14 protein-coding genes are annotated in these 14,261 nt (G+C 74.3%); 9 read left to right on the forward strand and 5 right to left on the reverse strand.

Annotated features, from left to right (window positions below; translation table 11 throughout):
- From AB0G16_RS26335 to AB0G16_RS26345, 3 genes are all read left to right on the forward strand, one after another.
- A partial coding sequence (locus tag AB0G16_RS26335) for an amino acid adenylation domain-containing protein (protein ID WP_362810223.1) occupies nucleotides 1-3,496 on the forward strand: 3,496 nt, incomplete at its 5' end.
- Nucleotides 3,493-3,705 carry an MbtH family protein gene (locus tag AB0G16_RS26340; protein WP_362810226.1) on the forward strand — a complete coding sequence of 71 codons (213 nt, stop codon included), beginning with the start codon at nucleotides 3,493-3,495 and terminating at the stop codon, nucleotides 3,703-3,705. The genes AB0G16_RS26335 and AB0G16_RS26340, both read left to right, overlap by 4 nt.
- A 25-nt stretch (nucleotides 3,706-3,730) precedes the next feature.
- The gene (locus AB0G16_RS26345; RefSeq protein WP_362810229.1) at nucleotides 3,731-4,459 is read left to right on the forward strand and encodes an alpha/beta fold hydrolase; all 729 of its coding nucleotides are present in this window, start codon (nucleotides 3,731-3,733) and stop codon (nucleotides 4,457-4,459) included.
- A 105-nt stretch (nucleotides 4,460-4,564) separates the two neighbouring features.
- Here AB0G16_RS26345 and AB0G16_RS26350 read toward each other — a convergent pair whose 3' ends face one another.
- On the reverse strand, nucleotides 4,565-5,476 hold the full coding sequence (locus AB0G16_RS26350; RefSeq protein ID WP_362810232.1) for an alpha/beta fold hydrolase: 912 nt from the start codon (nucleotides 5,474-5,476) through the stop codon (nucleotides 4,565-4,567).
- A 207-nt stretch (nucleotides 5,477-5,683) separates the two neighbouring features.
- Between AB0G16_RS26350 and AB0G16_RS26355 the strand changes: the two genes are divergently transcribed.
- The 3 genes from AB0G16_RS26355 to AB0G16_RS26365 all read left to right on the forward strand — a co-directional run bounded on the left by AB0G16_RS26355 (nucleotide 5,684) and on the right by AB0G16_RS26365 (nucleotide 8,423).
- The gene (locus tag AB0G16_RS26355; protein WP_362810235.1) at nucleotides 5,684-6,640 is read left to right on the forward strand and encodes a carbamate kinase; all 957 of its coding nucleotides are present in this window, start codon (nucleotides 5,684-5,686) and stop codon (nucleotides 6,638-6,640) included.
- Between the two features lie 24 nt (nucleotides 6,641-6,664).
- Nucleotides 6,665-7,756, forward strand: coding sequence for a ring-opening amidohydrolase (locus tag AB0G16_RS26360; protein ID WP_362810238.1), 1,092 nt, complete (start codon nucleotides 6,665-6,667; stop codon nucleotides 7,754-7,756).
- A gap of 112 nt (nucleotides 7,757-7,868) precedes the next feature.
- Nucleotides 7,869-8,423, forward strand: a complete 555-nt coding sequence (locus tag AB0G16_RS26365; RefSeq protein ID WP_362810241.1) for an SseB family protein — start codon at nucleotides 7,869-7,871, stop codon at nucleotides 8,421-8,423.
- Here AB0G16_RS26365 and AB0G16_RS26370 read toward each other — a convergent pair.
- From AB0G16_RS26370 to AB0G16_RS26385, 4 genes are all read right to left on the reverse strand, one after another.
- On the reverse strand, nucleotides 8,344-9,345 hold the full coding sequence (locus AB0G16_RS26370; protein WP_362810244.1) for a hypothetical protein: 1,002 nt from the start codon (nucleotides 9,343-9,345) through the stop codon (nucleotides 8,344-8,346). The genes AB0G16_RS26365 and AB0G16_RS26370 overlap by 80 nt on opposite strands.
- The gene (locus tag AB0G16_RS26375) at nucleotides 9,342-10,334 is read right to left on the reverse strand and encodes a hypothetical protein (protein ID WP_362810247.1); all 993 of its coding nucleotides are present in this window, start codon (nucleotides 10,332-10,334) and stop codon (nucleotides 9,342-9,344) included. Before AB0G16_RS26375 ends, AB0G16_RS26370 begins: the two co-directional genes overlap by 4 nt.
- 110 nt (nucleotides 10,335-10,444) lie before the next feature.
- Nucleotides 10,445-10,912: a DUF6196 family protein gene (locus AB0G16_RS26380; RefSeq protein WP_362810251.1), complete on the reverse strand. Its 468-nt coding sequence runs from the start codon at nucleotides 10,910-10,912 to the stop codon at nucleotides 10,445-10,447.
- A 75-nt stretch (nucleotides 10,913-10,987) separates the two neighbouring features.
- Nucleotides 10,988-11,404 carry a VOC family protein gene (locus AB0G16_RS26385; RefSeq protein WP_362810254.1) on the reverse strand — a complete coding sequence of 139 codons (417 nt, stop codon included), beginning with the start codon at nucleotides 11,402-11,404 and terminating at the stop codon, nucleotides 10,988-10,990.
- A 58-nt stretch (nucleotides 11,405-11,462) separates the two neighbouring features.
- Here AB0G16_RS26385 and AB0G16_RS26390 point away from each other — a divergent pair, with 58 nt between their 5' ends.
- From AB0G16_RS26390 to aroC, 3 genes are all read left to right on the forward strand, one after another.
- A complete protein-coding gene (locus AB0G16_RS26390; protein ID WP_362810257.1) occupies nucleotides 11,463-12,074 on the forward strand; it encodes a TetR/AcrR family transcriptional regulator in 612 nt (203 codons plus the stop codon).
- Nucleotides 12,075-12,183: 109 nt separating this feature from the next.
- A complete protein-coding gene (locus AB0G16_RS26395) occupies nucleotides 12,184-12,978 on the forward strand; it encodes an A24 family peptidase (protein WP_362810260.1) in 795 nt (264 codons plus the stop codon).
- Nucleotides 12,979-13,066: 88 nt separating this feature from the next.
- Entirely contained in the window at nucleotides 13,067-14,245 is a 1,179-nt protein-coding gene (gene aroC / locus AB0G16_RS26400) for a chorismate synthase (protein WP_362810263.1), read from the forward strand.
- Nucleotides 14,246-14,261 lie beyond the last annotated feature (16 nt).

The following is a 14,261-nucleotide window of genomic DNA, read 5'->3' on the forward strand; positions in this document are numbered from 1 at the left end:
GCCGGGTGTGGTGCGTCCGTACCGGGACCATCTGGCCTGGCTCGCCCGCCAGGACCGTTCCGCCGCCGCGCGGGCGTGGCGCCGCGCCCTGGAGGGGGTCGACGGGCCGACCCTCGTCGCCGCGGACCTCGACGCCCGGCCGCCGATGAACCCGGGGCGCGTCCGGGCCCGTCTCGGCGAGGACCTCACCGGCCGCCTCACCTCCGTCCTGCGCGCCCGCTCGCTCACCCTCAACACCGCCGTCCAGGGCGCCTGGGCGATCGTCCTCGCCGAGCTGACCGGCCGTGACGACGTCGTCTTCGGCGGTACGGTCTCCGGCCGCCCGCCCGAGCTGCCCGGCGTGGAGCGCATGATCGGGCTGTTCATCAACACCCTGCCGGTCCGGGTACGGCTCAACCCCGCCGAGCCCCTGGCCGACCTGCTCGGACGCCTCCAGGCGGAGCAGTCCGACCTGTTCCCCCACCACCATCTGGGACTGGCCGACATCCAGCGCGCCTGCGGGGCCGGGCGGCTCTTCGACACGATGACGGTCCTGGAGAACTACCCCCTGGACGCCGGAGCGCTGGGCGCCGGGGTGGGAGCGGAGGGTGTGGCGGGGGCCGGGGCCGAGACCCCGGCGGGGGACGGGCCGCGGCTCGTGGGCGCGTCGGGCACCGACGCCACCCACTATCCGCTCGCCCTGGCGGTCGTCCCGGGCGAGCGGCTCTCCCTGCGGCTCGATCACCGCCCCGACGTGGTCCCCCGCGCCGACGCCCTGCGCATCCTGAACCGTTTCACCCGGCTCCTCGGGGCCCTGACCGCCGATCCCGGGCTGCCGCTCGCCCGGCTCGACCTGCTCGCCGCCGACGAGCGAGCCCGGATCCTGTACGAATGGAGCGGGGACACGACCGGCACCGCGCCCCGGGACGCAGCGACGATCGCGGAGGTCTTCGCCGGCCAGGTGGAACGGGCTCCGGACGCCGAGGCCGTCGTCGGGGACGGCGTCCGCCTCACCTACGCCGAGCTGGACCGGCGGGCCGGCCTGCTGGCGAACCGGCTGGCCGGGCTGGGCGTACGGTCCGAGACGCCGGTCGCGGTCCTGCTCGGCCGGTCCGCCGACGTGGTGGTGGCGAGCCTGGCCGTGGCCAAGGCCGGAGGGGCGTACGTCCCGATCCATCACGGTCACCCGCCGGCCCGGATGAGCTGGGTCATGGCCGACACCGGTGCCCCCGTCCTGGTCACCGACCGCGAGCCCGGCTTCGACCACGCCGCCGCGGTGGTCGGCGTGGACGGCCGCCCCCGGGGCGCGTCCCGCCGGTCCGAGAGGCCCGGGACGCCGGAGAGATCCGAGGCGACCGGGACCGGGACCGGGACGGAGACCGGGACCGAGACGGAGACCGGGACCGGGACGGGGACCGGGACCGGGACGGGGACACCCCGGACGGGGACACCCCGGACCCACCCCGAGCATCTCGCGTACGTCGCCTACACCTCCGGCTCGACGGGCACCCCCAAGGGGGTCGGGGTGCGCCAGCGCGACGTCGTCGCCCTGGCCGCGGACCGCAGGTGGGGGTCGCGCCACCGGCGGGTGGTGATGCACTCGCCGTACGCCTTCGACGCCTCCACCTACGAGATCTGGGTGCCGCTGCTCAACGGCGGCACGGTCGTCGTCGCACCGCCCGGGGAGCTGGGCCCGGCCGGGCTCGCCGGGGTCGTCGCGCGGCACCGGCCGACCGCCCTGTTCATCACCACGGCCCTGTTCAACCTGGTCGCCCAGGAGGCACCGGAGACGTTCGCGCCGCTTGAGGAGGTCCTCACCGGCGGGGAGGCGGCCTCGGCGGCGGCCATGCGCGCCGTGTCGGCGGCCTGCCCGGACACGCTGCTCGGCCACGTCTACGGCCCCACCGAGACCACCACGTACGCGACCTGCCACACCGTCTCCGAGGTCGGCGCGGACGCGCCGCCCATCGGGCGGGCCATGGACGGCGGGCGGGCGTACGTGCTGGACCGCTTCCTGCGGCCGGTGCCCGCCGGGACGCCCGGGGAGCTGTACCTGGCGGGCGCGGGGCTGGCCCGCGGCTACCTCGGCCGTCCCGGCCTGACCGCGGAGAGGTTCGTCGCCTGCCCGTACGGCGGGCGGATGTACCGGACCGGAGACCTGGTCAGGTGGTCGGCCGGCGGCGAGCTGGGGTACCTGGCGCGCGCCGACCGCCAGGTCAAGATCCGGGGTTTCCGGATCGAGCCCGCCGAGATCGAGGCCGCCCTGGCAGGGCACCCGGGGGCCGGCCAGGTGGCCGTGGTCGTCCGGGGGGGTCGCCTGCTCGCCTACGCGACCGGTCCGGCCGAGCCCGGGGAGCTGCGCCGGTTCGCCGAGGGCACGCTCCCCGAGTACATGGTGCCCGCCTCGGTGATCGGCCTGGACGCGCTGCCGCTCACCCCGAACGGGAAGGTCGACCGGGCGGCCCTGCCCGACCCCGACGTCCCGGCCCCCGGGCGCGACCCCCGCACGCCCGCGGAGGAGCTCTGGTGCCGCCTGTTCGCCCGGGTGCTCGGCCTGGAGCGGGCCGGTGCCGACGACGGCTTCTTCGACCTGGGCGGTGACAGCATCGCGGTGCTCCGGCTGGTGTCGCTGGCCGCGCGGGAGGGGGCGGTGATCAGCCCGCGCGAGGTGTTCGCCCACCGGACCGCCGAGGCGCTGGCCCGCGCGGGGGAGCGCGCCGGGCGGGAGGAGGAGGCCGGGGGGCTGGAGACGCTGCTGCCGCTGCGCACCTCGGGATCGCGCCCGCCGCTGTTCTGCGTGCACCCCGGCGCCGGCCTGGGCTGGCCGTACGCGGGCCTGCTGCGCCACCTCGGCCCGGACCAGCCGTTGTACGCCCTGCAGGCCAGGGTGCTGACCGAGCCCGGCTACACGGCCCCGTCGATCGAGGCGATGGCCCTGGACTACCTGGAGTGCCTGCGCGAGGTCAGGCCGCACGGGCCGTACCGGCTGGCGGGCTGGTCCATGGGCGGCCTGGTCGCCCACGCCATGGCGGTGGAGCTGCGCGAGCGCGGCGAGCGGGTGGCGCTGCTGGCGCTGCTCGACGCCTACCCCGGGCGGAGGGCCGACGCGGACGGGCGCGACATCCGGTCCGAGCTGCTGGCCGCCGTCGGCTACGAAGGCCCCGCCGGCCCCGCCGACATCGGCGACATCGGCGACATCGGCGACGTCGTGGCGTTCCTGCGCGGCATGGCAGGCCCGTACGCGACCCTGGACGAGCGGACACTGCGCGGTGTCTACCGCAACTACGTCAACGGTGTGAAAATCTCCGGGGAGTACGTGCCGCGGCCGTTCGACGGCGACGTGCTCTTCGTGACCGCGGCGCACGGCCGTAAGGAGGGCGACCCCACCGCCGCGGACTGGAAGCCGTACGTCAGGGGCGCCGTCGACGAACGCGTCGTCGCCTGCGACCATTCCAGCATGTTGAACCCCGGGCCGATCGCGGAGATCGCCGCGCTTCTCAGAGAGGACCAGGAATGAGCACCAACCCGTTCGAGGACCCCGACGGCGTCTACCTGGCGCTGGTCAACGACGAGGGACAGTACTCCCTCTGGCCCGCCTGGTCCGAGGTCCCGGCCGGCTGGACCGTCGCCTTCGGCGAGGACACCCGGCAGGCGTGCCTGGAGTACATCGAGGCCAACTGGACCGACATGCGGCCCAACAGCCTGATCAGGGCCATGGGGCAGTGAGCGGACGGACCCGCGGGGGGCTCGCATGACCTGGTTGCGCTGTGCCGTCCGCCGTCCGGCGGCGGCCGCGCGGCTGTTCTGCTTCACGCACGCGGGCGGGTCGGCCGTGGCCTACCGCGAGTGGCACGCGCTGCTGCCCGCGACGGTCGAGCTGCACGCCACGCAGTTGCCCGGCAGGGCCGACCGGTTCGCCCAGGCCCCGCCGGAGAGCATGGAGGCGCTGGTCGACGCGCTGACCGAGGCGATGCTCCCGCTGCTGGACCGGCGTTTCGCGCTGTTCGGCCACAGCATGGGGGCGACGGTCGCCTACGAGGTCACCCGCCGCCTGGAGGCGCGCGGGCTCGCCCCGGCGCGGCTGTTCGTGTCCGGGTCGACGGCCCCGCACGACCGCCGCGACACGCGCGCGCTGTCCACGTACGACGACGACGCCCTGGTGGCCGAACTCTCCAAGCTCGGCGGCACCGAGGTGGAGATCCTCGCCCACGAGGCGATGCGCGAGATCGTGCTGCCCTACGTCCGCGCCGACTTCCGCCTGCTGGAGGCGTACCGGCACCGGCCGGGACCGCCGCTGCGCACCCCGATCTCCGTCCTCGTCGGCGACGCCGACCCGGTGGTGACCCCGGAGCAGGCCAAGGCGTGGGAGGCCCGCACCTTCTCCGAGTTCTCCCTGAAGGTCTTCCCCGGCGACCACTTCTACCTGCAGCCGCACCGCGCGGCGGTGGTCGGGGAGGTCGCCCGGCCGCTCACGGCGTGAACCGGCGCCCGGGGCGGCCGAGGTCGGTCGTTCCCGCCGTGAGCCGGTCGCGGCGCGATGAAGGTCCGATCGTTCCCGGCGTGAGCCGGTCCAGGGGCGGGCCGCTCAGAGGATGAGCGCGAAGCAGTCGGGCCGGTAGTCGCGCGGCATCGGCCCGGGGGTCTCCAGCGCCTTGTTGACGTAGGAGAGCATCACCGGGTCGAGCGTCTCCAGGTTGTGCCCCAGGGCGCCCTCGACGGCCCCCTTGAGCGGGCAGTCGTCCTGTAGCAGCCGGTTGGTCACCTGCTCGGGCGGCCCCTCGACGAAGGTGGAGGCGGCCTCCTGCTCGGCCCGCAGGCCCAGCGCGGTGTAGGCGACCCCCGCCTCGACCATGGAGGGGACGGCGAGCCGGCGCATCAGCGGCGAGCCCGGCCGCAGCTCGGCGCAGACCGTCTCCCGGCCGCAGCTCCTGCCGAGCTCGCGGGCCGGCCGGTGGTGCGGCGCCCCCAGCGTGATCAGTTCCGCGACCTTGCCGGGCCCTCCCTCCGAGCGCATGTACGCCCGGGGGACGATCCCCCCGAGGCTGTGCCCGACGATCGCCACCTGCCGGGCGCCGGTGGCCTGGAGCACCCCTTCGACGAAGACGCCCAGCGTCCGGGCCGACCGCTCGATCGAGTTGCTCCACCCGTAGTCGAGCGCGAAGACGCAGTAGCCCTGCTTGGTCAGGTACCGGGCCGCCACCGTCCAGGTGACCGCCCCGGTGCTCCGCGCCCCGTGCACGAGCACCACCGGGTACGGGGCGTCCTCGCGGGGCCGGCAGCCGAAGTCGTTGGCGGCCCGCAGGCCCGCCGACGCCATCCGCCGCGCCTCGCCGGTCATGTCGGCCCTCGGCGTCGGCGACGGCGGCGGGGAGGCCGAGGGGACGGCGGGCGTGCCCGGCCCGGTGACGAGCCTCCCGGCCGTGACGCTGAGCACCGTGAGGCCCGCCGCGACACACAGGACGATCACGACGACGTGGCCGAGCCGGAGCCGCTCCACCCGATCCCTCCTCGGAAAGAAAGGGGTTCCCTCCTCGCGCGGGGGAAGTCCCGGTCCGAGCCTTTCCCGCCGCCCCGCCCCGGAGCTAGGCGCTGCCCGCGCCTGTTGCCGTCCCCGCGTTGGCCTGTCGTGACAAGCGGGCCCGGGCCCGCCGGGCGGTTGGCGCATTGCGCCGAAGGGCGGGCATTCCTTGGGCAAGGAGTGCCCATGAGACGGGGCGGGCAGGCCGTTAGCGTCGGCCTGTGGGTGAACCAGGTGGGTGAGCGAGTACTGATCGCGCTCGGGGGCAACGCGATGACGGGCCCCGACGGCGCCGCCTCGCCCCTCGACCAGCATCGCGCGGTCGAAGGCGCCGTACGCCACGTGGCGGCGCTCGTCCGGGACGGCCACCGGGTGACGCTCACCCACGGCAACGGCCCCCAGGTCGGCAACCTGCTCCTGAAGAACCAACTCGCCGCGCACGTCGTCCCGCCCGTGCCGCTGGACTGGTGCGTGGCCCAGACGCAGGCCACCGTCGGCACGCTGCTCCTCGACGCGCTCGGCGGCCGGGCCGCCGTCGTGGTGACCCGCACGCTCGTCGATCCCGCCGACCCGGCATTCCGGGACCCGGTCAAGCCCGTCGGCCGCTACTTCGACGAGGCCGAGGTCCGCCACCTCGAAGGGCTCGGCCAGACCTGGCGCCGCTTCGCCCGGGGCTGGCGCCGGGTGGTGGCCTCCCCGGAGCCGCTGGAGATCCTCGACGCGCCGGCCGTGGTGTCGCTGACGGACGCCGGGTTCACCGTGGTGGCCGCGGGCGGCGGGGGCGTGCCCGTGGTCCGCGACGCGGACGGGCGGCTGGGCGGCGTCGAGGCCGTGGTCGACAAGGACCTGGCCGCCGCCGTGCTCGCCCGCGCGGTGGGGGCCACGGTCCTGGTCATCGCGACCGACGTCCCCGCCGCGGTCGTCGGGTTCGGCACCGCCTCGGCCAGGCCCCTGGGCGCCGTCGGCGTGACGGAACTGCGCGCGCTGCACACCGCCGGGCACTTCGCCGGGGGCAGCATGGGTCCCAAGGTCGAGGCCGCGCTCCGCTTCGTCGAGCGGGGCGGCGACCGCTCGGTGATCACCTCCCTGGAGGAGATCGGGACGTCGCTGACCGGGAAGACCGGCACCGTGGTGCGAAAGTGAACAGGACTGTGAAAGGTGGCAGGGATGCCGGAACCCATTGAAGTGCGCAAGGTGCCCATCGAGAGCGTGACCGACGCCTCCGGCCTGGCCCGCCTCATCGACGAGGGGGTGATCGAGGCCGCCCGCGTCCTCGCGGTGATCGGCAAGACCGAGGGCAACGGCGGGGTCAACGACTACACCCGCATCCTGGCCGACCGCGCCTTCCGCGAGGTGCTCGCGGACAAGGGGCACCCGTCCCCGGAGAGCGTCCCGCTGGTCTGGTCGGGCGGCACCGACGGCGTGCTCAGCCCGCACGCCACGATCTTCGCCACCACTGCGGACGCCGAGCCGAACGACGAACCCCGGGTGAGCGTCGGCATCGCGATGAGCGAGGTGATCCTGCCCGAGGACATCGGCCGCCCGGCGATGGTGGAGAAGGTCGCCGCCGGGGTCCGCGAGGCCATGAAGCTCGCGGGGATCGACGACCCGGCCGACGTCCACTACGTCCAGACCAAGACCCCCCTGCTCACCCTGTCCACGATCAACGACGCCAAGTCGCGCGGCAAGGACGTGGTGATCGAGGACACCGGCCCGTCGATGGACATCTCCAACTCGACCACCGCGCTGGGCATCGCCGTGGCGCTGGGCGAGATCGAGATGCCCGCCGCCGACCAGATCCACCGCGACCTGTCGCTGTACTCCTCGGTCGCGTCGTGCTCCTCGGGCGTCGAGCTGGACCGCGCGCAGATCGTGGTCGTCGGCAACGTACGGGGCATCGGCGGCCGCTACCGGATCGGCCACTCGGTCATGAAGGACGCGCTGGACGCCGACGGCATCTGGGAGGCGATCCGCTCCAGCGGCATCGAGCTGCCCGAGCGCCCGCACCCGTCCGACCTGGGCGACCGGCTGGTCAACGTGTTCATGAAGTGCGAGGCCGACCCCTCGGGCAGCGTCCGGGGCCGCCGCAACATCATGCTCGACGACTCCGACGTCCACTGGCACCGCCAGATCAAGGCCACCGTCGGCGGCGTCGCGGCCAGCGTCACCGGCGACCCGGCCGTGTTCGTCTCGGTCGCCGCCGTCCACCAGGGCCCCAGCGGGGGCGGACCGGTGGCCGCCATCGCCGACCTGGGCTGAGGACCGCCCGCCGCCCCGCGTCCCCGTCCGCCCGCCTCCCGGGGGGACCGGGAACGGTGACCGGGGCGCGGCGGTCGCCCGCCCGTCCCGGCCGCCGGTAGGCTCCCGGTTCGTGCCGAGCATTCCGCAACCCCTGGTCCCCGGTGACGACGGCGCCGCCGACGCCGCCGTGACGTCCGCCCTCGCGGCCTTCGCCGCGGGGACGGCGCACGCGGGCGAGGTGGTCACCGCCCTCGGCGGAGCCCGGCTGCTCGTGCCGGTGGTCGCCCTGCTGAAGGAGTCGGAGATCGGCGAGCACGGCCTGCGGCAGGAGAAGGAGAGCGAGATGGCCCTCCCGAAGCTCGTCGGCGCCGACGGCCGCGAGGCGGTGCTCGCCTTCACCGGGGCCGGGGCGCTGCGCCGCTGGCGCGCCGACGCCCGGCCCATCCAGACCACCGCCCTGCAGGTCTGCCGGGCCGCCGCGCACGAGAACGCCGCCGCCGTGGTGGTGGACGTCGCGGGCCCGGTGCCCTTCGTCATCGAGGGCGACCTGCTGCGTGTCCTGGCCGCCGTCGAGTCGGGCACCCTGGACGGGCTGGGACCCGGCGTCACCGTGGCGCGGATGGAAGAGACCTCCGAGCCCCCCAGGCGTCGGCGGTTCGGTTGGCCGCCGCGTGGACGAGGTTGACCGTCAGGATCGCAGGCGCGATCACGGCGACGAACCCGCCGAAGTCACGCTCGAAGACCAGGGCCAGGATCACGGCCGTCACACCGTTCTGCTGGGCCAGCCCCAGGTGCACCCGGTCGATGACGGGCAGGCCGTGGGTGAGCGCCAGCGCCGCGACCATCTGCGCGGCGTACGCCGACAGCCCGAGCAGCACGCCCATCCCCATGTTCGCCCCGCCGACGAGCAGCAGGCCCATCAGGAACGCCGAGAGCGCGAACGCCGCGCTCACCGCCCGGCCCAGCCAGCGCGCGTCCGGCAGGCGCAGGTAGAGACCGGCGGTCGCCAGGCCGAGCATCAGGGAGCTCCACGCGGCCGACGCGACCGCCCCGGCCGCGGCCAGGTAGGCCAGGACCGGCGGGGCCTTCCTGACCAGCCGCCACACCAGGTAGGCGACGATCGCGAACAGCGCGTTCCACCCCAGGTCGGCGAAGTAGGAGACCGACAGGCCGCCCTGGCCCGAACCGCTCACCAGCGCCGCCGCGTAGACGGCCAGGATGATCGTCACCGGGTCGTCGAACGAGGACCAGGCCCCGAGGATGGTCTTCGCCCGGCTCGACAGCCGGTCGTCCCGCATCACCCCGGCGACCGAGAGCGGGTCGATCTGGGCGACCACCACCGCCATGATCAGCGCCCGGGGGTCCCCGGAGACGAGGTAGACCACCCCGGCGATGAACGCCGCCTTGAGCAGCACCCCGACGGTGACCGCCAGCGTGATCAGCCGGGTGTGCTCCCTGGCCTCGGCGCGGTCGATGCCGTGCGTGCTGCCGTACAGGCCGATCGCCAGCAGCAGGCTGCTGAGGAGCACGTACGCGCCCGAGTGCTCCAGCTCGCGCAGGCCTCCCAGGTCGGCGGCCAGCCATCCCAGGCCGACAACGACGATCAAGAGCCCGATTCGGGCCACCGCTCACTCCTCGGGACGGAACGCAACTGCCCCGGCGAGGCGGGGGGACGCTTGCGCTGGCTGATCGGGGGGAGGCCGAAGTGCCCGCGGATCAGGTCCACGAGCTCGGCCATCTTGGCGTCGGCGGCGTCGACCCTGCGCTGGTCCAGGGTCACGCCGACCAGGTAGCGGGTCTCGTCGATCCAGTGCAGGTACATCGCCCCGCGCTCCACGTCGAGGACCGTCCGGATCAGGGAACCGCCCTCCAGCCGCTGCAGTTGCCGGTTGAGCCGCTGGGTGAGCCAGCTGAGCTGGTTGCCCGCCTGGAGGTAGATCGTCCTGCGCTGCTCCTGGTCGGTCTCGTGGAAGAAGTGGGCGAGGTCGGCGTCGTCGAGCACGTCGACGTAGAAGCAGCACCGCTTGTCGGCGTAGTAGGCGACGAAGTGCAGGTCCTCCTGGTCGACCATGGCGACACAGCTCGTCAGGCTCTTCTCCACCGAGGGCCCGACGGAGGGCATCGTGCGGATCAGGATCTCCGACTCGCCGATCACCTTGCGCTTGGTGGAGGTCGGCAGCGGGCCCATCCCGGCCTCCAGGTAGGGCAGGTACAGGCCCCGCCGGTACTGGACGAGCAGGTAGACGCCGGTGACGACCGCGAACACGCTGATGCCCGTGGTGATCAGTCCGTGCACCTCGCCCGGCACCCCGCCCCGCCAGAGCACCGGGCCGAAGGCCGCCACGAAGCCCAGCACGGCCTCGCCCGCCGCGGTGACGGTCAGGCCGACGACCAGCAGCACCGGCAGCCGTGCCCGGATCCGGCCGAGCACGGTGGCGATCAGGGCGAGCGTGACGATCACCGAGATCACGGTGACCGCGCGGGCCACGTCGTACTCCTCGCCCTCGATGTACCACGCGAGGAGTTCGAGCAGCACCGGCAGGAGGACGAGGGACGCGATGATCGCGGGCAGCTTGCTGAAGCGGTCCGTGTCCACGTCGTCGCACCCTCCGGGGGTAAGGGGGATGGGCCCTCAGCCTCCGTGATCGTCGCGGTTCCCGTCAATGACCTCGGAGGTCACCTGCCGCTCGCCGGGTGGCCTCGCCCTCACACCGGCGGGGGTCCCCCGGGGGCGTCGGGGCCGTCGGCGCGCAGTTCCCGGACGACCGCGACGGCGTCGTCGGCCAGGTCGGCGGGGCAGCCCCAGTAGTCGTAGATCCCCCCGCCGGCGCGGTTGCTGCCGCAGACGACGAACACGCCGGTCCCCAGCCGGACCTTGAGACGGGTGGCCAGCCAGCCGACGAAACCGCTGTTGTCCAGGCCGGCGGGGAAGTGGAAGGAGAAGACGCCGAACCGCTCGACGTCACCGTGGTCGCGGGCGAACGGGACCAGGGCGCTCCAGCTCTCGTCGTCCCGGACCACCGCCAGCGTGTCGGCGGTGAGGGCGGGCGGACTGCCGGCCGGGGACTCCTCGAAGCACCAGAGGCCGTCGTGCACGACGAACTCGGCCGCGGCGATCACGCGTCGCAGGCGCGTCTCCGTCTCTTCCGCGGTCTCCATGCTGACGCTGACCATGGGCGGGTCCCCTCTGCGTGCGGCCGTGATCCGTGGCGTCCCCGGGACGGCGGTCCACGTGGCCGTCCCCCGAGGTCAGGGATCAACGTAGCTGTCGGCGTACGCCGCCGTGGGCGCGGTGGGCGTGATCACGTCGATCAGGACGCCGTCGGGGTCGGCCACGATGAAGTGCCGCTGCCCGAAGTCCTCGTCGCGCAGCTCCAGTTCGGGCCGCAGTCCCTCGCGGACGACGAGCCGTTCCCACTCCGCGTCCACGTCCTCCACCTCGATGTTGAGCAGCAGTCCCCGCACGGGGAGGCGGTAGGCCTCGGGCAGCGTCGGGTGACGGTGGTCGAGCAGCGCGAGTTCGTACGACGGCGTCCCCGGCCGCCGGAGGCTCACGTACCAGTCGGCCTCGAACGTCGTCTCGAAACCCAGCAGGCCGGTGTAGAAATCGCGGGACCGCTCGAGCCGCGAGGTGCAGATGACGGGATAGAAGCTGGTCAGCCTCATGAGAGCTCCTTTCACATACCGTTGGTATGTGAGGGTACGCTATTGGCGTACCGTCGGTATGTCAATGAGCGGAGGCGGGATGAGGGACGGCGGCAGGGCCCGGCAGCGCGAGCAGACCAGGCAGGCCCTTCTCCGTGAGGGCAGGCGCCTGTTCGCGACGCTGGGCTACGGGGCGGTGGGCCTGTCGGAGGTCGTCCGCGCCGCCGGGGTCACCAAGGGCGCGCTCTACCACCACTTCGACGGCAAGGCCGCCCTGTTCCGCGCGGTCCTGGAGCAGGTCCAGGAGGAGGTGGCCGAGGAGGTGGCCGCGACCGCCGACGCCCAGGACGATCCGTGGGCGCGGCTGGTCGCCGGATGCCAGGCCTTCCTCAACGCCGGGACCGCCCCGGACGTCCGGCAGATCATGCTCGTCGACGGCCCCGCCGTCCTGGGCTGGGCCGAATGGCGCGCGCTGGACGAGGCGGCCTCCGCCCGCCATCTGGCCGAGGCGCTCACCGCCCTGATCGACGCGGGAACGATCGCCCGGCAGCCCGTCGCGCCGCTGACCCACCTGCTGTCGGGGGCCATGAACGAGGCGGCCCTGTGGCTGGCCGGCTCCGAGGATCCCGAGGACCTCGCCGCGACCAGGGCCGCCCTGTCGCGGATGCTGGAGTCACTGCGCGCCGCCTGACCTCGCGCCTCCGCCGCCAGGGGTTCCGATCGTGGAAGGTCGCGGGCGCGGGGGATCCGATCGTGGAAGGTCACGGGCGCGGGGGAGAGGCGCGGGTTATCGTCGCCCCATGACCCCCCAGGCCTCGCTCGCGCTCCTCACCGTCCTGGCGGGCCTGGCGGGCCTGGCGATCGGGTCCTGGACGCGACGCCTGGTGGTCCTGTACGCGGCGCCCGATCCGGTGGCCGGGCCGGGAAGGTCCGGCCGGTCCCGCCCGACGACCGGGACGGGAAGGCCCGGCCGCTCCCACCCGGTGGCCGAGACCGGACGGCCCGGACGCCCTCACCCGGCGGCGGGCGCCGTCGAGGCGGTCACCGCCGTGGTGCTGGCCGCCCTGGCCCTGCGCGCGCAATGGCCCGGCATATCCGGCATGACCGACGGGGCCGGGGTGACGCCGGCCGGAAGGGCGGCGGAGCTGCTCGCCTTCGGCTGGCTGGCCACGGTGGCCGTCGTCCTGGTCTTCGTGGACGCGGCCGTCCACCGGCTGCCCGACCGGCTCACCCTGGCCGCCTACCTGGGCACCGCCGCCCCGCTGGCCGCGTCGGCCCTCGCCGACGGCCGCCTCGCCGACCTGCGGGGAGCCGCGCTCGGCGGCCTCGCCCTGGTGGGGTTCTACCTGGTTCTCTTCCTGATCAACCCGGCGGGCATGGGGCTGGGCGACGTCAAGTTCGCCGGGAGCCTGGGCACCGCCCTCGGCTGGCTGGGCTGGGACACCCTGGTGACCGGTGCCTTCCTCGGCCTGGTGGCCGGCGGCCTGTACGGGGCCGTCCTGATGCTCCTGCGCCGCGCGGGCCGCAAGAGCGAGATCCCCTTCGGCCCGTTCATGGCGGCGGGCGCCCTGGCCGCCGTTCTCACCGCGCTCTGACGCTCCCGTACGGCCCGGCGGGCGCGGGCGCGTCTCAACCCGTGAACCCGGGCCATTCCAGTGGGCGGCACGTGGAAGACTTGTCACCATGTTGCGCTGGTTGACCGCCGGAGAGTCCCACGGCCCCGAGCTCGTCGCGATCCTGGAAGGGTTGCCCGCCGGGGTGGAGGTGACCACGGCCCAGTTGGGCGAGGCGCTGCGCCGCCGCCGCCTCGGCTACGGCCGCGGGGCGCGGATGAAGTTCGAGCAGGACCTCGTCACGATCGTGGGCGGGGTCCGCCACGGCCGCACCCTCGGCAGCCCCGTCGCCATCCGCGTCGGCAACACCGAGTGGCCCAAGTGGGAGACGGTCATGGCGGCCGACCCCGTCGACCCGGCGGTGCTGGAGGGCCAGGCGCGCAACGCGCCGCGTTCCCGCCCCCGCCCGGGCCACGCCGACCTCGCCGGCATGCAGAAGTACGGCTTCGACGACGCGCGCCCGGTGCTCGACCGGGCCAGCGCCCGGGAGACCGCCGCCCGCGTCGCGCTCGGCCAGGTGGCGCGGAGCTTCCTCAAGCAGGCCCTCGACGTCGACATCGTCAGCCACGTCGTCTCGATCGGCGGGGCCGCGGCCACCCGGGGCGTCCTGCCGGGACCCGGCGACCTGGAGGCGATCGACGCCGACCCGGTGCGCTGCGCCGACCCCGAGGGCAGCGCCGCGATGGTCGCCGAGATCGACAGGGCCCACAAGGACGGCGACACCCTCGGCGGCGTCGTCGAGGTCGTCGCCTACGGCCTGCCGCCGGGCCTGGGCAGCTACACCCACTGGGACCGCCGCCTCGACGCCCGCCTCGCGGCCGGGCTGATGGGCATCCAGGCGATCAAGGGCGTCGCGGTCGGGGACGGCTTCGAGACGGCCCGCCGTCCGGGCTCCCAGGCCCACGACGAGATCGAGAACACCGAGGGCGGCATCCGCCGGATCACCAACCGGGCCGGCGGCGTCGAGGGCGGCATGACCAACGGCGAGCCGCTGCGCGTCAGCGCCGCGATGAAGCCGATCTCCACCGTCCCCAGGGCGCTGGCCACCGTCGACGTGCTGACCGGCGAGGCCGCCAAGGCCCACCACGAGCGTTCCGACGTGTGCGCGGTCCCGGCCGCCGCGATCGTCGCCGAGGCGATGGTCGCGCTGATCGTGGCCGACGCCGTGATCGAGAAGTTCGGCGGGGACTCCGTCGACGAGGTCGCCCGCAACCTGTCCGGCTACCTCTCGTCATTGGTGATCAAGTGAGCGGGTCCCGGCACCG

The sequence above is a fragment of the Streptosporangium sp. NPDC023615 genome (genome assembly GCF_040640155.1).
Taxonomy (GTDB): domain Bacteria; phylum Actinomycetota; class Actinomycetes; order Streptosporangiales; family Streptosporangiaceae; genus Streptosporangium.